We start from the raw sequence: 16,887 nt of genomic DNA, 5'->3' as shown, positions 1-16,887 counted from the left end.
GGAGACATTGCCCCCATGTCGTTCAAATCGCTCGAAGACCTTCGTGCCGCCTGCCTCGATCTACCCGCCGGCAGCGATACCGCTGCCAGCGCGGTCGCGCGCCGGCAGGACACGCTGACCAAGCCGCAGGGCAGCCTTGGCCGCCTGGAAACGATCGCTGCCTGGCTGGGGCGCTGGCAAGGCCGCGAGATGCCGAAGCTCGACGCGGTGAAGGTCTTCGTCTTTGCCGGCAACCACGGCGTCACCGCGCAGGGCGTTTCGGCCTACCCGTCGGAAGTCACGGTGCAGATGGTGGCGAATTTCGCTGGCGGCGGCGCCGCCATCAACCAGCTTGCCCGCATTGCCGGCGCCAGGCTCGACGTCATCCCGCTCGATCTCGACCACCCGACCGGCGATTTCACGCAGGTGCCGGCAATGGACGAACAGGCCTTCCTCGCCGCCGTCTCGGCCGGCTATGACGCGGTGACCAAGGATCTCGACCTCGTCTGCTTCGGCGAGATGGGCATCGGCAACACCACGCCGGCTGCCGCAATCTCGGCCGCCCTGTTCGGCGGCGGCGCGGAAAAATGGACCGGCCGCGGTACCGGCGTCGACGACGCAGGGCTGATCCGCAAGATCACGGCGATCGAGGCCGGCCTCAAGCGCCATGCCGATGCGCTCTCCGATCCGCTGAAGATCGCCGCAGCCCTTGGCGGACGCGAGCTCGCCGCTATCTTCGGCGCCACGCTCGCCGCGCGCCGCAACAATGTCCCGGTGCTGCTCGACGGCTTCGTCTGCACCGCGGCCGTTGCGCCACTGGCTAGGCTGCATCCGACCGGGCTTGCCCACACGATCGCGGCCCATGTCTCGGCCGAATCGGGCCACCGCCGGCTGCTCGAGGCGCTCGGCCTGCCGCCGCTGCTCGATCTCGGCATGCGGCTCGGCGAAGGCTCCGGCGCCTGCCTTGCCGTCAACATCGTCCGCTCGGCGCTCGAATGCCACGCGAAGATGGCGAGTTTCGCCGAGGCCGGCGTTTCCGAGAAGTAATACGGCGAACGAAATGGCGGGCTGCCGCTCACCGGCGGCCCGCTGACTAACGCCGCCGCTCAAGCCGCGTCGCCTTAGGCGTGCAGCCAATCCAATCTAAGGGAATGTAATCTAAGGGAAATTTTGGTGGGTGTGCACAGGATCGAACTGTGGACCCGCTGATTAAGAGTCAGCTGCTCTACCAACTGAGCTACACACCCACGCGGCCGGGAAACCCAGCGTCGGCGGGCATATAGCCGCCGCTTTCAATGATGTCTAGCCCCGCCGGATCATTTCCCGACAAATCGCTGAATTGCCGCAGCCATCACACCAGAAGCTTACCTTCCGCGACCTTGATCGCATTGCCGCCGATGCGCGCGGAGGCGAGTTTTCCACCGTCTACGTTGAGTTCGAGCCGGATGCGCGACGGTCGGCCCATTTCCAGCCCCTGCTCGATCCAGAGCTGCGAGACTCCATCCGTCGCGGCGTCGAAATGCATGATGGCGCCGGCAAAGGCGGCCGCGGCCGAACCGGTCGCCGGGTCCTCGTAGGAGGGATTGCCGGGCACGATCATGCGCACATGGAAGGCGCTGTCGTGATGCACCGTCTCGCGGCAATAGACATATGGACTGGCGAAGGCCCAATCGCTCTTGCGCGGCGCCAATTCCGACCAGGCCTGGTTGTCCAGCCTGATTTTTTCCGCCGCTTCAAGGCCCGATACCGGAATCGTGACGTAGGGCACGCCGGCCGACCAGAAGGAGACGCGGTGATTCTCGAAGCCGATCTCGTGCGGGGTTAGGCCAAGCGCCGCGCCGATCATTTCCGGGTCGGCGGCGAGTTCCAGCCGTTCCGGCAGTTTCGCCAGGTCGAACTCGGCGAAGAAGGCGCCGTCATGCGTGCTCACCGCGCAGCGTACCGGGCCGATATTCTCCTCCAGTACGAAGACGCCCGCCGCCTCGCCTRCCAGCTCGGCAAGCGCGATCGCCGAGCCGACCGTCGGATGTCCGGCGAACGGCATCTCATAGTCGGGCGTGAAGATGCGGATACGGTTGCGGTGCTTGGCATTGTCGGGCGGCAGCACGAAAACCGTCTCGGACAGGTTGAATTCGCGCGCGATCGCCTGCATGGCGGCCGTGTCGAGCCCCTCGCTGTCGAGAACGACGGCCAGCGGATTCCCGGCCAGCCGCTCGGTCGTAAACACATCGTAAAGCAAGTAATTGCGCGCCATGGAGAAGAACCTTTCCGCCTCGCCCCGGATTTCCGCCTCAATCCCAACATGAGGGAAATTTAATTTGAAATTCGAACCTTAAGGCATGATTTGTGCACCGACAGGGACATCAATTTTCGCTATAGGGGTCCGGGGTGGATCAGCTTGTCAATCCGCCAAACGCAGAATCCGACGCCTCCATCGAGACAGCTCTGGGGCTCGACCGCAAAGGCCTGAGCCGCAAGCGCCGGCGCGGCTGGCTCTACGCGCTGCTGGCGCTGGCGGTCGTGGGGGCCGGCATCGGCGTCTATCGATGGAATGCAGCCGCGTCGCCGCGGATCGAATACACAACCGCCCCCGCAACCGTCGCCGACCTGACTGTCCAGGTATCGGCGACCGGCTCACTGCAGCCGCTGACCCAGGTCGACATCTCCAGCGAGCTTTCCGGCATCGTCCGCTCCGTCGCTGTCAATGAGAACCAGCAGGTCAAGAAGGGCGATGTGCTGGCGACGCTCGACACCGCCAAGCTCGAAGTCCAGATCGAGCGCGCAACCGCCTCGGCCAAGGCAGCGGCGGCGGCGGTCGAGGACGCCACGGTCACGCTCAAGGAGAACGAGAACGCGCTCGCCCGCGCGAGCGAACTGACCAAGCGCGGCATGGCGACGGATCAGTCGCTCGAAGCGGCGACCGCGACGCGCGACCGCTCCGAGGCTGCGCTCGACAGCGCGGAGGCCAATCTCGCCATCGCGCAGGCCGATCTCAAGGCGCAGAAGACCGATGTAGCCAAGAGCACCATCTACGCGCCGATCGACGGCATCGTGCTGACGCGCTCGGTCGATCCTGGGCAGACGGTCGCCTCCTCGCTGCAGGCGCCGGTCCTCTTCGTCATCGCCGCCGATTTGCGCAACATGGAATTGCGGGCGGCGGTCGACGAGGCCGATATCGGCCAGGTGAAGCCCGGCCAGCATGCGCGCTTTACCGTCGACGCTTTCCCGGACCGTCCCTTCGATGCCGAGATTCGCGACATCTCCTACGCCTCGGTCACCACCGACGGCGTCGTCACCTACAATGCGCGGCTCGAAGTGGACAATAGCGAGCTTCTGCTGAGGCCCGGCATGACCGCCACCGTTTCCGTGGTCACCAGGCAGGCCAAGGGCGTGCTCACCGTCCCGGCCACCGCCTTCCGCTACCGCCCGGCTGCACAGAGGGCCCGCGGCTGGAGCCTGCGCGACCTGTTCACCGGCCGCATGGGCCGCCCCAACCCGCCGCGTGAGGCGGCAAAGGCGCCGACAGACGGCTCGCGCACGCTCTATGTGCTGGAAAACGGCCGGCCGCATCCGGTCAACGTCAAGATCGGCTCGACCGACGGCGAACTGACCGAGATCACGTCGGGCCTCGACGAAGGTGCCGAGGTCATCACCGGCTCGCAGCAGCGAAGCTGACACCATGCCGGCTCCCCCGCTCATTACCTTCGACAAGGTCTGGAAGAGCTATGGCGATGGCGAGGCGCGCGTGAACGCGCTTGCCGGCGTCGATCTTGCGATCCGCCGCGGCGAGTTCGTCGCCATCATGGGGCCGTCCGGGTCGGGCAAGTCGACGGCGATGAACATCATCGGCTGCCTCGACACGCCGACGGCCGGGACCTACCGCTTCATGGGCGTCGACGCCGGCCGGCTCGACCGCAACCGCCGCGCTTTGCTGCGCAACCTCTATGTCGGCTTCGTCTTCCAGGGCTACAATCTGTTGCCGCGCACGACGGCGGCCGAGAATGTCGAGCTGCCGCTGATCTATCGCAACGTTTCCGCACGCGAGCGCCGCGATCTCGCCATGCAGGCGCTGGCTCAGGTCGGGCTTGTCGGGCGCGAGCATCACACGCCGGCCGAGCTCTCGGGCGGCCAGCAGCAGCGCGTTGCGATCGCGCGCGCTATCGTCACCAAGCCGACGCTGCTCGTCGCCGACGAGCCCACGGGAAATCTCGACACCGCGCGCACGCATGAGATCATGGAGCTGCTGACCCGGCTCAACGCCGCGCTCGGCCTCACCATCGTCATGGTCACGCATGATGCCGACGTAGCGGGATATGCCGGGCGCACGGTGCGCTTCCTCGACGGCCACGTCGCCTCCGACACCATCAATGCGGAGGCCGCATGATCTGGGAAACCGTCCGCCTTTCGCTGATTTCCATTCGCAGGAACGTGCTGCGCTCATTTCTGACCCTGCTCGGCATCGTCATCGGCGTGGCCGCCGTCATTGCCATGCTCACCATCGGGTCGGGCACCACCGAGAAGGTCAAGGCCGATATCTCGAAGCTCGGCAGCAATCTGCTCGTCGTCCGTTCGGGCCGCCCCGCCGGCCCCGGCGGACCGGGCGGCATCGAACAGGCTACCCGTCCGCTCGCCGCCAAGGATCTTGCTGCCCTTGTCGCCCATCTCAGYGGCGCCCGCGCCATCTCGCCGGCTTCGCAAAAGCAGGTGCGGGTGATCTTCGGCACGGAAAGCCTGACGTCGGGTGTGACCGGCACGGACAGCGCCTATCTCGAGGCGCGCGACTGGAAGCTTGTGTCCGGTCGGCCGTTCAGTGACTCCGAGACCCGGGCCGGCGCCGGCGTGTGCCTGATCGGCGAGACGGTGCGCCAGCAATTCTTCGGCGCGGGCGATCCCGAGGGCGAGACGATCCGCGTCAACCGCACCTCCTGCAGGATCATCGGCCTCCTGGAGCCGAAGGGCTATACCGGCTTCGGCCAGGATCAGGACAATGTCGTGCTGATGCCGCTTGCCGCCTATCAGCGGCGCATCGCCGGCAACCGCGATATCGATTCGATCTACATCGCCGCCGACGATCGCACGCCGACCGCCGAACTGCAGCCGCGCGTCGAGGACATCCTGCGCGACACGCGCCGCATCACGCCGGACCGTGATCCCGATTTCTCGATCCGCGACATGACCCAGATTGCCGACGCGATGGCCAGCGCCACCACGACCATGACCGGCATGCTGGGCGCGGTAGCCGGCGTCAGCCTCCTTGTCGGCGGCATCGGCATCATGAACATCATGCTCGTGTCGGTCACCGAGCGCACGCGCGAGATCGGCATCAGGCTGGCGATCGGCGCGCATGAGAAGCACATCCTCGTCCAGTTCCTGGTCGAGGCGACGGTGCTGTCGCTGCTCGGCGGCATCATCGGCATCCTAATCGGGCTCGCGCTCGCCGGCCTTGCCGCGGCGACGTTGACGATACCTTTCGCGCCGAGCCCGGCGGTCATCCTGCTCGCCGTCGGCTTCTCGGCGCTGATCGGCATGGTGTTCGGTTTCTTCCCGGCGCTGCGCGGCGCAAGGCTCGACCCGATCGACGCGCTGCGGCACGAATAAACGTCCATTTCGAGGCCGGCCTGCCCTCGATCGCGTCAGGCGGGCTCGTTTGCGAAATGCCATTCGATCAGMGGCTTCATGTGACCCATCAAGCCGTCCGGCAGATCGGCGGCGCTGCGGATGATCACCGGCCCCTCGATTTCCGGCTCCGTCTCGGCGGCAACGAAGGTTTTTATGCGCCGTGCGATCTCCTCGGCGCATTCGGCAACCCGGTAGCGGCGGAAGATCACCGTGCCGCTTGACGTCGACAGCGCGTAGCAGCGCGGTCCGCGCAAGGCAACCGACAGATCGATGCCAGTCTCCTCGCCCACTTCGCGGATCATGTTGAAGTCGACATCGACCAGACCGTCGCGGAAATCGATCGGCTCGAACGAGCCGGCGGCGAAATAGACGCGGCCGGCATTGACCGTGTGCGAGCCCATGCGGATCGCCACCAGCGCATTGTCGCCGGCGACTAGCACGGCATGCGCATAGGCGTGCTCGGCGCCGCTCCGCTCGCGGTTTTTGCGCCACAGCATGAAGGTTGAATACTTCACCGCGTGGCAGCGGCCGACGAGCCGGCTGTCGCGATAGGCGAGCGCCGAAAGCAGCACCACGGTACCGTCGTACAGCGCCGGCTTCGCCTCCATCTCGCGCCGCCAGTTTTCACCGATCGCAGTCTGGTTGTCGCGCTCGAAGGGATGAGGATTTGGGTCGAGCCGCACATCGACCTCGTCGACCGGCAAAATGACGTTGCGGGGCAGGTCGAAGCTCACGGGCTCAAGCCATATCCAGGGTGATCACCACCGGGCAGTGGTCGGAGGCCTTCGGCCTGTCCCAGCCGGCGCGCGGAAAACGCTCGACCTCCTGCCCAGGCGGAAAGATCGTGCGCCACGGCTGGCCGCTGCGGATGATCTCGGGAACGGCCGTCGCATTCTTCGCGGCGAATGCCTTCGACAGCAGGATGTAGTCGAGCTGGCACAAGTGCCGCTCCTCCGGCCCGCGCGTATGGTAGAAGCTCCAGCGATCCATCTCCGGCCGCCGCTCGACGACGTTCTCGCAGAAGCCGCCGGCGGTCAGAACATTGATCGAAGACTGGGCTTCGTCGAGCACCTCGAAGCGGTAGCCGTCGAAGCTGTCGCCTTCGATCTTCACGCGCTGCCGGTAGTCGTTCATATCGCCGCAAATCGCCCAACGCTTGCCGGCCGCATGGTCCTTGCCGAAACGCTCCTCGATGATGCGGCGCACCGCTTGTGCCTCGGCTATGCGCACCGGCATCGTCGCCTCGCGGCCATCGAGCCCGTTGCGCGGCGAACCCATCGACTTGAAATGCACCAGATAGAGCGTCAGCGGCACGCTGCCCACCGTCACGTCGACCTCCAGGCAGTCGCGCCGGAAGATGCGCTCATTGGCCAGATACCCAAGCGCCGCCAGTTCCGGCGTGAACAAGTCGAACTGCTCGAACGTGACATAGGCATGGCTGGTCATGCGCACGAATTCGATCGGCTGGCCCTGCGCGGTCTCGCTGCGCATCATCACGGCGACATCAATGCCGCGGGAGTCGTTACCGGCGGTTGTGTATTTCTGGCGGTAGCCCTGCCCGATCATCTTGAAGAGATAGCCATATTCGAAGGCCTTCAGCGCCTCGATATTGTCGACCTCTTGCATGCAGATGATGTCCGCGCGGGTTGCGGTGATGGCAAGCGCGGTCAGCTGGCGGGWATCGTCGGACTGGGCGATGGTGYGCGCCTGTTCGAGCAGCCTGTATTCAGCCTCGCTCCGGATGTCGAACAGCGCCAGCGTGCGGTCCTCGTTGAGCTGATTGCGGTAGCCGGAGAAATCGAACCTGTTCATCAGGTTCTCGACATTGAAGGTAGCGAGGCGCAGCGACATGGCCGAGACCTTTGCCCGCAAGCGAAAGCGAAAACAAGGGCCAGTTGTCTGCCTGCTATGGTTGACGGAACCTTTCCGTTCATCTTCCGTTCAGATGAAAAAGTTCATCAATGGGCCTCTTCCTGGGGGTATTTTGGGCGCGGGGCCTTGCTCCTTGGAGAGTCAAATGAAACCGCTTTTTTCTTCCCTCGGATCCGGGCTGGTGGCCCTGGGTCTTGCGGCGGGGGTGACGACGCCGTCGAGCGCCGGCCCGATCCAACCGCCCGATCTCTCGACTGTGACCAGCACGGCGGCACCGACGATCATTCCCGTCCGCGACAGCTGGGCCGGCGGCAACGACCGGCAGATGTATGATTGGCGCTGGCGCCGCGGCGACTTCAGATGGCGCGGCCGTCATTTCTCACGTGACTGGGACGGCGATTGGCGCTTCCGCCACCATCATCGTCATTTCTGCTGCGGCGGCGATTTCGACGGTGGCGATGCCCTGCTTGGGCTGGGCCTCGGCCTGGGTTTGGGCGCCTTGGCCTACAACTACTACAATCCGTATTATTATGCTCCTTATCCGCGCTACTACTATGCGCCGCGGCGCATCTACCGGACGGAGCGGCTTTCCGAGGCCCATGTGCGCTGGTGCTACGACCGCTACCGTTCTTATCGCGCCTGGGACAACACGTTCCAGCCCATTTACGGCCCGCGCCGGCAGTGCATTTCGCCCTATGGCTGAGCCGGCGGGTTGACGAATGAAGCGGGCCGCAGAGCGGCCCGCCTTGCTATGCGGAAGCTTTCCAGGCGGCCGGTGTAAACTCTGTTTATCGCCTGCAACCGCGCGAGGCGCTGGCATTACGGCCGAAGCGCGGATCGCCCCTCCTCAATCGACGAACTGAACGCCAACCGATGTCTGCGTGCGCCAGCGCACAAGCGCGCCACGCCTGGCGCCATTGACCATCAGTTCAAAACCGGGCGGCACGCCGACGGCATCGCCGAAGCTCAGTTGCGCCCCATGTTCGGATTCGTTGCGCACCAATCCTTCCACCGCGCCGAAGCCGCCGTTGAAACGCAGCGTCGCGCCCCTGAGCACACGTCTGCGCCGCTCGGTCCGACGTTCGCCGGCAAATGCAGCGCCGCTCTCCGTCATTTCCATTCACTGATCTCCCGCCGCTTCTGGCTCGATGCGAAGCGAATTGCGTGCCAGCATGGTCGTATCAGAATGATACAGGCAGGCGTGAAAAAGGCCGGCGGATCGCTCCGCCGGCTTTCATTCCACAAGGCAAACGAACGTGGATCACCTTAGTTCTTCGCCTTGTCGACCAGCTGGTTCTTTGCGATCACCCCGCGCGACCGCAGGGCAAAGCCCGAGGACGCGCAAGGCGAACGAACGTGGATCGCCTTAGTTCTTCGTCTTGTCGACCAGCTTGTTCTTGGCGATCACCCCGCGCGACCGCAGGGCAAAGCCCGAGGACGCGCAAGGCGAACGAACGTGGATCGACTTAGTTCTTCGCCTTGTCGACCAGCTTGTTCTTGGCGATCCACGGCATCATTGCGCGCAGCTTGGCGCCGACCTCTTCGATCTGGTGGCTGTCGTTCATGCGGCGGATGCCCTTGAAGCGCGACAGACCCGCGCGATACTCCTGCATCCATTCCGAGGTGAACTTGCCGGTCTGGATGTCCTTCAGGATACGCTTCATCTCGGCCTTGGTCTCGGCGGTGATGATGCGCGGACCCGAGACGTACTCGCCCCATTCGGCTGTGTTCGAGATCGAGTAGTTCATGTTGGCGATGCCGCCCTCATAGATCAGGTCGACGATCAGCTTGACCTCGTGCAGGCACTCGAAATAGGCCATTTCCGGCGCGTAGCCGGCTTCCACCAGCGTCTCGAAGCCGGCGCGGATCAGTTCGACCAGGCCGCCRCACAGCACCACCTGCTCGCCAAACAGGTCGGTCTCGCATTCCTCGCGGAAGTTGGTCTCGATTATGCCCGAGCGGCCGCCGCCGACGCCGCAGGCATAGGAGAGCGCGAGGTCGAGCGCATTGCCCGAAGCATCCTGGTTGACGGCGACCAGGCACGGCACACCGCCGCCCTTCTGGTATTCGCCGCGCACCGTGTGGCCGGGCCCCTTCGGCGCGATCATGACGACGTCGACTGTGGCCTTCGGCTCGATCAGGCCGAAATGCACGTTGAGGCCATGCGCGAAGGCGATCGCGGCGCCGTCGCGGATGTTCGGCGCGATTTCGTTCTTGTAGATGTCGGCCTGCAATTCGTCGGGCGTCGCCATCATCATCAGGTCGGCCCACTTGGCGGCGTCCGCCACGCTCATCACCTTGAGCCCGTCGGCTTCGACCTTCTTGGCGGTCGCCGAGCCGGCCTTCAGACCGATGGCGATCTCCTTGACGCCGGAATCCTTGAGGTTGAGCGCATGCGCCCGGCCCTGGCTGCCATAGCCGATGATGGCGACCTTCTTGCCCTTGATCAGATTGAGATCGGCGTCACGATCGTAATAGACACGCATTTCGTCTTCCTTCCCGTTTTGAAGATCAGAGGCCTTGCGGCCGGTTGTTTGCTCCCCCGGTCTTCGACCCGTACAGAGCGAGAAACTGCTGCGTCGCGCGGGCGGCATCGCCGCCGATCGTCGCCTCAGTCGATTGCAGCCGGTCACCGAGCAGAAGCCGGATCTGCACGTCGCGGGCGACCAGCCCGAAAAAGGTCCGGAACGCCGTCTCGGCGTCGTCGAAGTCGAGCAGCCCGGTCTCGCGTCCCGCTTCCAGCACCGGCTTCAGGCGCCTGGCCAGCGCGAAACGGCCATTCTGCAACACGATAGCGCCAAGATCATCCTTGCCGGAACCGGCATGGCCGACCGCCACACGATTCAGCGCAATGGATGTATCGCTGGAGATCACCCTCAGCCAGTCAGACGCGAAGCGTTCGAGGCTTGCCGTCAGCGAAGCAAGGTCGAGACCTTTGCGGTCGACCGGCGTCACGCGCACCTTCGAGGCCTGCCACTGCACTGTCGCCGTCAGCAGTCCGTCGCGGTCGCCGAACCATTTGTATAGCGTTTCTTTGGAGCAGCTTGCCCGCCGCGCCACCGCGGTCATGGTCAGGTTGTCGCCCTCCTCGACCAGCAGGCGCAGCGCCGCGTCCAGAACGGCCTGCTGCCGTTCGGTTAGCCCCTCGCTGCCATCGATGTCCGACATGCGGTGCAACACACTTCCCTCGGCCAACGCTCACCAGTCCCGATGGCGTACCGTACGTTACGGTTCTGCCTCTATGCCGTATTGTCGCTGGTCATGCAAGCTCTATTTCCGCTGCGTGCGCTGACGRAGGACAAGATGCTGGCCGGTCTGCTTGCCTTGGCTGTTGCCGCCGCCTTCACTGGCGCGGCCGTCTATGTCAGCGTCGCGGAGCAGCCGGCACGGCTTGGCCTGGACGATACCTCGTTGCTGCGGCAATGGCAGCCCGCCTACAAGCGCGGCACCCGCATGCAGGCCTCGATTGCCCTTGTCGCCTGCGCTCTCGGCTTGTTTGCCTGGTGGCAGACCGGGACGATTGGCTATCTGGTCGGCGCCATCGCGATCATCCTGCCCTGGCCATGGACGCTGCTGGTGATGATGCCGACGAACCGTCTGCTGGAAGCGATGGACGTCGGCGCCGACAATCCGCAGGCGAGGCCTTTGATCGTCAAATGGGGCAAAATGCATCTTATTCGTGTCGCGCTCGGCGTGCTGGCGACGATCGCGTTTCTTTGGGCTTCGCATCTGCCCTGAAGCCCGCAAGCCCGTGGATTTCATTCTGTGATTGGCGGATCGCGCAGCCGCCCGAGCAAACCGGCCAGCGCCTCCAACTCCTTGGCGGAAAGCTTGTCGCCAATCAGATCGGCGATCGACGCGCCGTAGACCGCCCAGATGCGCCTGCGCATTTCCCTGCCGGCTGGCGTGATGCGCACTGTCTGGCCACGGCCGTCGTCCGAGACAGGCAGCTTTTCCACCAGGCCGTCCGCCTCGAGCCGCGCCAGCAGCCGTGAGACGTTGTACTGCGCCAACAGGACCCGGTCGATCAGTTCGAATGGCCGCAAACCGCCCTCGCCCGCTTCGGCAAGCTCGTGCAGCACGTCGTACCAGGCGAGCGGCGGCAGGCCGCCGGCCTTCAAGGCGTCCTCGGCCTTCTCGACCAGTTGGCGCGAAACGCGCATCAGGCGGCCCCAGGCTTTGACGGCCTCGGGTGCAGGGGATTTTTTCATCATAGGCGAAAACCTATTCGATCGATGCATTTGCATCAAGCTTGACGATCAATGCAGATGCATCTATATAGATGCAATTGCATCGACAGGGAGTTTCTCCGATGAAACATGAAATCTGTAAAGTGGCCGACATCCCGCAGATAGGCAGCCTCGTCGCGCCTTTCTTCGGTCGCGAGGTCCATGTCTGGCGCAGCGGCGAGCGCATCCGCGCCGCCGCCAATGCCTGCCTGCATTTCGGCGGACCGCTGGATTGCAAGGACGGCGCCTTCGTCTGCCAATGGCACGGCGCCCGCTTCGACATGGAAAGCGGCGAGCGCCTCGAAGGGCCGGCGCCAAAGGGCTCGCGCCTGATGTTCCTGTCGACCCGCGTCGAGGACGGCGCGCTGAACTATGTCTGGGGCGAGTGAGATGACGGCCAGACTCACCCTCGTCAGCCATCACCTTTGCCCCTACGTCCAGCGGGCGGCGATCTCGCTTGCCGAGAAAGGCGTGCCGTTCGAGCGGGTCAATGTCGATCTCTCCAGCAAGCCTGACTGGTTCAAGGCCATCTCGCCGCTTGGCAAGGTGCCGTTGCTTCGGGTCCGACATGGCGGCGAAGAGGAAGTCATCTTCGAATCCGCCGTCATCCTCGAATTCCTCGAGGAGACTGAGGCCAATCCGCTRCATCCGGCCGATCCGCTCACGCGGGCCAGGCATCGCGCCTGGATCGAATTCGGCTCGGCCATCCTCAATGCCATCGGCCGCTTCTATTCCGCCGCTGATGAAGCCGCGTTCGTCCATGAACGCAAAGGTTTGTCGGAAATGTTCGCGCGTGTGGAGGCGGAACTCTCTGCAAGGCAAATCGGCCCGTGGTTCGCAGGCGATCGCTTCTCCCTGGTCGATGCCGTCTACGGGCCAATCTTCCGCTATTTCGACACTTTCGACCGTATCGGCGATTTCGGCATTCTGGATGGCAAGCCTCTCGTCCGGGCCTGGCGCGAAGCCTTGAGCAAGCGGCGATCGGTGAAGGGTGCTGTCGGCGCCGACTATCCGCAGCGCCTGCACGCCTTCCTGCGGGCGAAGGGATCTTATCTGTCCGAGATCATCCGGCTACAGGCCATTGCAGTTCCACAAGCCCGATCGGCCTGAGCGGGTCGATCACCGTTCCGGTGACCTCGTCGACGAAGAACTGCGGCTCCGGCGGGATTCCGCCAGGGCACGATTTCAATGTCAGATGGCGACCTGCGTACCGATCTCGACGACGCGCCCCGTGGGGATCTGGAAATACTCTGTCGCATCCGACGCCGTCTTCGCCAGGCCGATGAACAGCCTGTCCTGCCATATCGGCATGCCGGAATTGGGCGAGGCCTTGAGCGAACGCCGCGACAGGAAGAAGGACGTCGTCATGATGTCGAATTTCCAGCCCTGCTTGCGGCAGATGGCGAGCGCACGCGGGATGTTCGGCTGCTCCATGTAGCCGAAGGTCAGCGTCACCCGCATGAATAGCTCGTTGATCGTCTCCATCTTCACCCGCTCGCTGTCCGGAACCACCGGCTGCGGCGCGGTCACCACGGAAAGAACGACGTTCTGTTCGTGCAGCACCTTGTAGTGCTTCAAGCTGTGCATCAGCGCCGTCGGCGCGCTGAGCGGATCGCTGGTCAGGAACACGGCGGTTCCGGACACCACCTGCGGCTTCTTCTTCAGAAGGTTCGCCGCCAGGAAGTCGAGAGGGATCTCGTTGCGGCGGGTCTTGTCGAAGAGGTAGCGGCTGCCGCGCACCCAGGTCCACATGCCGAGGATGATGGCGAAGGCCACGGCCAGCGAAGCCCAGCCGCCCTCGAACACCTTGACGATGTTGGCGGCGAAGAAGCCGATATCTATGAGCGCGAACACCGCCGTCAGCGCAACCGCCGCCCAGGTGTTCCACTTCCAGATCCGCGTCATGACGACGAACAGCAGCGTCGTCGTGACCAGCATGTTGCCGGTCACCGAGATGCCGTAGGCAGAGGCCAGTCTGCTGGACGCCCCGAAGCCGACGACCAGCAGCATCACCACAAGCGCCAGCAGCATGTTGACGCGCGGCATGTAAACCTGGCCGGACTGTTTCTCCGACGTGTGCAGGATAGCTAGCCGCGGCAGCATGTTGAGCTGCACGGCCTGCCTCGTCAGCGAATAGGCGCCGGAGATCACCGCCTGGCTGGCGATCACGGTGGCCGCCGTCGCCAGCACCACCATGGGGATCAGGGCCCAGCCTTCGTTCATCTCGAAGAACGGATGCCCAACCGTGCCGTTCTGGGCAAGCACATAGGCGCCCTGCCCGGCATAGTTCAGAAGCAGGCAGGGGAACACGATCGCCAGCCACGCCAGCACGATCGGCTTGCGGCCGAAATGGCCAAGGTCGGCATAAAGCGCCTCGGCGCCGGTGACGGCCAGGAACACGGCGCCAACGGTGACGAAGGAAACGTCGGGCGAATTGACCAGGAAGGCGACGATGTAGTGCGGACTGATCGCCCACAGGATCTCGGGGTCGGCGATGATGTGCTTGAGCCCGGAAAGGCCGATGGCCAGGAACCATATCGCGRTGACCGGACCGAACACGAGGCCCACGCCGYCCGTGCCGAACCGCTGCACGGCAAACAGGATGGCGAGGATGAGCAGCGTCAGCGGCACCACATAAGGCTGGAAGGTAGGCGTCACGACATTCATGCCTTCCACCGCCGACAGCACCGAGATGGCCGGCGTGATCACCGCATCGCCGAAGAACAGCGACGCCCCGACGATGCCGATGCCGAGGACAATTGCCGAGCGCGTCGGAAAGCTGCCGCGTGCCAGCGCCATCAGCGACAGCACGCCGCCCTCGCCGCGGTTGTCGGCGCGCAGCACGAACATGATGTATTTTATGGTCACCGTGATGGTGAGCGACCAGATGATCAGCGACAGGACGCCGAGAATATCGGCCCGGTTGGCCACATCGCCGCCCGACGATGCATGCAACGCCTCGCGGAACGCGTAGATCGGGCTGGTTCCGATATCGCCATAGACCACACCGAGCGCGCCGAGCATCAGCACCTTGGTGCTGTGTTGCTCTATCTCCGCGTGGCTCGATTGGTCGACGGCATCTGCCTCAGCACCACCATTGGCAAGGGCCATGGACGACACTCCGATAAAACGCGCGGTGCTCTACGCTTGCTGCAGTGCAATATCAAGTGTCCTTGCGTTAGGGCTCCCATGCCGCCAACGCAGGGCTTGGCCTGCTGCTGCCCATTGAATCTATCGTGCAAGATGCCGGCTTAAAGGGTCAGATGGCGACCTGCGTGCCGATCTCGACGACGCGCCCCGTGGGGATCTGGAAATACTCTGTCGCGTCAGCCGCTGTCCGCGCCAGACCGATGAACAAGCGATCCTGCCAGACCGGCATGCCGGAATTGGGCGAGGCCTTGAGCGAGCGCCGCGACAGGAAGAAGGACGTCGTCATGATGTCGAACTTCCAGCCCTGCTTGCGGCAGATGGCGAGCGCACGCGGGATGTTCGGCTGCTCCATATAGCCGAAGGTCAGCGTCACCCGCATGAACAAGTCGTTGACGGTCTCCAGCTTCACCCGCTCGCTGTCCGGAACCACCGGCTGCGGCGCCGTCACCACCGAAAGAATGACGTTCTTTTCGTGCAGCACCTTGTAGTGCTTCAGGCTGTGCATCAGCGCCGTCGGTGCGCTGAGCGGATCGCTGGTCAGGAACACGGCGGTCCCCGACACCAGCTGCGGCTTCTTCTTCAAAAGGTTCGTCGCCAGGAAGTCGAGCGGGATCTCGTTGCGGCGGGTCTTGTCGAAGAGGTAGCGGCTGCCGCGTATCCAGGTCCACATGATCAGCCCCATGATGGAGGCGACCGTGATYGACACCCAGCCGCCTTCGACGATCTTGACGACATTCGCCGAGAAGAAGCCCATGTCGATCGTGYCGAAGAGCAGCGCCAGCGCCACGGCAACCGCCAGCTGCCACTTCCAGAGCGAGCGCATGACGACGAACAGCAGGATGGTCGTCATCAGCATTTCGCCCGTCACCGAGATGYCGTAGGCGGAGGCTAGCGCGCTCGAGCTGCCGAAGCCGACAACCAGAAGCATCACGCCGAGCGCAACCAGGAGATTGACCCTCGGCATATAGATCTGGCCGCTTTGCATTTCGGACGTATGCTGCACYTCGATGCGCGGCAGAAGGTTGAGTTGCACGGCCTGCCTGGTAAGCGAGAAGGCGCCGGAGATGACCGCCTGGCTGGCGATGACCGTCGCAGCCGTTGCCAGGCCCACCATCGGCATCAGCGCCCATTCGGGCAGCATCTGGAAGAACGGGTTGGCCGGCTTGCCTCCGTGGGAGAGCACGAAGGCGCCCTGCCCGAAATAGTTGAGCAGCAGGCAAGGGAAAACCACCGAAAACCAAGCCAGCACGATCGGCCTGCGGCCGAAATGGCCGAGGTCTACATAGAGGGCCTCGGCGCCGGTGACGGCCAGGAACACCGCGCCGACGGTAACAAAGGCTCCTGTCGGCGTGGTGGCCAGATAATAGAGTGCATAATAGGGGTTGATCGCCAGAAAGACCGACGGATCGTCCACGATGTGGTAGAGGCCGGCGACGCCGATCGCCAAAAACCACGTCCCGGTAACCGGCCCGAATACGGCCGCCACCTTGCCCGTGCCGAAACGCTGCACCGAAAAGAGCACCGCCAGGATAATCAGGGTGATCGGAACGACATAGGGATCGAGCGCAGGCGTGACGACCTCCAGGCCTTCGACCGCGGAAAGCACGGAAATCGCCGGGGTGATAATCGAATCGCCGAAGAACAGCGCCGCGCCGCACAGGCCGATCGCAAGGATGAGCCTTGATCCGCTGGGATAAGCGCTGCGCGCGAGCGACATCAAGGACAAGGTGCCGCCTTCGCCCTTGTTGTCCGCCCGCAGCACGAAGGCGACATATTTGATCGTGACGATGATCGTCAGCGCCCAGACGATCAGCGACAGCACGCCGAGCACGTCCTCACGCGCGACAGCCCTCGAAGACGCATGAAGCGCCTCTCTAAAGGCATAGATCGGGCTGGTGCCGATATCGCCGTAGACGACGCCGAGGGCCCCAAGCATGAGCACCCTTGTGCTGTGCTGCCGCTCGGCTTCGGCGTGGCTTGATTGTTCGAGGGTTTCCTCGCTGCTGGCGTTGGCTAACACCATCGACCCCACTCAATC

17 protein-coding genes and 1 tRNA gene are annotated in these 16,887 nt (G+C 64.1%); 8 read left to right on the top strand and 10 right to left on the bottom strand.

What is annotated here, in order from left to right; all coding sequences use genetic code 11:
• Positions 1–15: 15 nt before the first annotated feature.
• Positions 16–1,026 (top strand): nicotinate-nucleotide--dimethylbenzimidazole phosphoribosyltransferase, encoded by a 1,011-nt coding sequence (gene cobT / locus ORS3428_RS01480; protein ID WP_071094014.1) that lies wholly within the window; start codon positions 16–18, stop codon positions 1,024–1,026.
• A gap of 124 nt (positions 1,027–1,150) precedes the next feature.
• Here cobT and ORS3428_RS01475 read toward each other — a convergent pair.
• Both ORS3428_RS01475 and ORS3428_RS01470 read right to left on the bottom strand, forming a co-directional pair.
• Positions 1,151–1,226 (bottom strand) — tRNA-Lys (locus ORS3428_RS01475).
• Positions 1,227–1,330: 104 nt separating this feature from the next.
• The gene (locus tag ORS3428_RS01470; protein ID WP_071094013.1) at positions 1,331–2,233 is read right to left on the bottom strand and encodes a PhzF family phenazine biosynthesis protein; all 903 of its coding nucleotides are present in this window, start codon (positions 2,231–2,233) and stop codon (positions 1,331–1,333) included.
• Between the two features lie 134 nt (positions 2,234–2,367).
• Between ORS3428_RS01470 and ORS3428_RS01465 the strand changes: the two genes are divergently transcribed.
• Genes ORS3428_RS01465 through ORS3428_RS01455 form a run of 3 tightly spaced genes read left to right on the top strand, consistent with a single transcriptional unit; the run spans position 2,368 to position 5,577 of the window.
• Positions 2,368–3,654 carry an efflux RND transporter periplasmic adaptor subunit gene (locus tag ORS3428_RS01465; protein WP_071094012.1) on the top strand — a complete coding sequence of 429 codons (1,287 nt, stop codon included), beginning with the start codon at positions 2,368–2,370 and terminating at the stop codon, positions 3,652–3,654.
• A 4-nt stretch (positions 3,655–3,658) separates the two neighbouring features.
• The gene (locus ORS3428_RS01460) at positions 3,659–4,363 is read left to right on the top strand and encodes an ABC transporter ATP-binding protein (protein WP_071094011.1); all 705 of its coding nucleotides are present in this window, start codon (positions 3,659–3,661) and stop codon (positions 4,361–4,363) included.
• Positions 4,360–5,577, top strand: coding sequence for an ABC transporter permease (locus tag ORS3428_RS01455; RefSeq protein WP_071094010.1), 1,218 nt, complete (start codon positions 4,360–4,362; stop codon positions 5,575–5,577). The genes ORS3428_RS01460 and ORS3428_RS01455 overlap by 4 nt, the downstream gene beginning before the upstream one ends.
• Before the next feature lie 35 nt (positions 5,578–5,612).
• On the opposite strand, the gene ORS3428_RS01450 is transcribed toward ORS3428_RS01455, so the two are convergent.
• Positions 5,613–6,332, bottom strand: coding sequence for a hypothetical protein (locus ORS3428_RS01450; protein ID WP_071094009.1), 720 nt, complete (start codon positions 6,330–6,332; stop codon positions 5,613–5,615).
• Between the two features lie 4 nt (positions 6,333–6,336).
• The gene (locus tag ORS3428_RS01445) at positions 6,337–7,449 is read right to left on the bottom strand and encodes an endonuclease/exonuclease/phosphatase family protein (protein ID WP_071094008.1); all 1,113 of its coding nucleotides are present in this window, start codon (positions 7,447–7,449) and stop codon (positions 6,337–6,339) included.
• A 166-nt stretch (positions 7,450–7,615) separates the two neighbouring features.
• Here ORS3428_RS01445 and ORS3428_RS01440 point away from each other — a divergent pair, with 166 nt between their 5' ends.
• Complete coding sequence (locus ORS3428_RS01440) at positions 7,616–8,173, top strand: BA14K family protein (protein ID WP_071094007.1); 558 nt, start codon at positions 7,616–7,618, stop codon at positions 8,171–8,173.
• 144 nt (positions 8,174–8,317) lie between these two features.
• Here the strand turns inward: ORS3428_RS01440 and ORS3428_RS01435 are convergent, their stop codons facing one another.
• The 3 genes from ORS3428_RS01435 to ORS3428_RS01425 all read right to left on the bottom strand — a co-directional run bounded on the left by ORS3428_RS01435 (position 8,318) and on the right by ORS3428_RS01425 (position 10,650).
• Positions 8,318–8,590: a hypothetical protein gene (locus ORS3428_RS01435; RefSeq protein WP_083354951.1), complete on the bottom strand. Its 273-nt coding sequence runs from the start codon at positions 8,588–8,590 to the stop codon at positions 8,318–8,320.
• Positions 8,591–8,936: 346 nt separating this feature from the next.
• Entirely contained in the window at positions 8,937–9,956 is a 1,020-nt protein-coding gene (gene ilvC, locus ORS3428_RS01430) for a ketol-acid reductoisomerase (protein WP_071094006.1), read from the bottom strand.
• Between the two features lie 25 nt (positions 9,957–9,981).
• Complete coding sequence (locus ORS3428_RS01425; protein ID WP_071094005.1) at positions 9,982–10,650, bottom strand: TetR/AcrR family transcriptional regulator; 669 nt, start codon at positions 10,648–10,650, stop codon at positions 9,982–9,984.
• Positions 10,651–10,776: 126 nt separating this feature from the next.
• Between ORS3428_RS01425 and ORS3428_RS01420 the strand changes: the two genes are divergently transcribed.
• Positions 10,777–11,208 (top strand): DUF1772 domain-containing protein, encoded by a 432-nt coding sequence (locus tag ORS3428_RS01420; RefSeq protein ID WP_071094055.1) that lies wholly within the window; start codon positions 10,777–10,779, stop codon positions 11,206–11,208.
• 20 nt (positions 11,209–11,228) lie between these two features.
• Here the strand turns inward: ORS3428_RS01420 and ORS3428_RS01415 are convergent, their stop codons facing one another.
• A complete protein-coding gene (locus ORS3428_RS01415; protein WP_071094004.1) occupies positions 11,229–11,684 on the bottom strand; it encodes a MarR family winged helix-turn-helix transcriptional regulator in 456 nt (151 codons plus the stop codon).
• A gap of 98 nt (positions 11,685–11,782) precedes the next feature.
• Here ORS3428_RS01415 and ORS3428_RS01410 point away from each other — a divergent pair, with 98 nt between their 5' ends.
• Together ORS3428_RS01410 and ORS3428_RS01405 are read left to right on the top strand one after the other, a co-directional pair.
• Positions 11,783–12,088, top strand: a complete 306-nt coding sequence (locus ORS3428_RS01410; protein ID WP_071094003.1) for a Rieske (2Fe-2S) protein — start codon at positions 11,783–11,785, stop codon at positions 12,086–12,088.
• Position 12,089: 1 nt separating this feature from the next.
• Entirely contained in the window at positions 12,090–12,809 is a 720-nt protein-coding gene (locus ORS3428_RS01405) for a glutathione S-transferase family protein (RefSeq protein ID WP_071094002.1), read from the top strand.
• A gap of 81 nt (positions 12,810–12,890) precedes the next feature.
• On the opposite strand, the gene ORS3428_RS01400 is transcribed toward ORS3428_RS01405, so the two are convergent.
• Positions 12,891–14,810, bottom strand: a complete 1,920-nt coding sequence (locus tag ORS3428_RS01400) for a potassium transporter Kup (RefSeq protein WP_071094001.1) — start codon at positions 14,808–14,810, stop codon at positions 12,891–12,893.
• 148 nt (positions 14,811–14,958) lie between these two features.
• Positions 14,959–16,872, bottom strand: coding sequence for a potassium transporter Kup (locus tag ORS3428_RS01395; protein WP_071094000.1), 1,914 nt, complete (start codon positions 16,870–16,872; stop codon positions 14,959–14,961).
• Positions 16,873–16,887 lie beyond the last annotated feature (15 nt).

The sequence above is a fragment of the Mesorhizobium sp. ORS 3428 genome (assembly GCF_001854785.1).
Lineage (GTDB): Bacteria > Pseudomonadota > Alphaproteobacteria > Rhizobiales > Rhizobiaceae > Mesorhizobium.
This window is presented reverse-complemented; position numbering and strand designations above follow the sequence as displayed.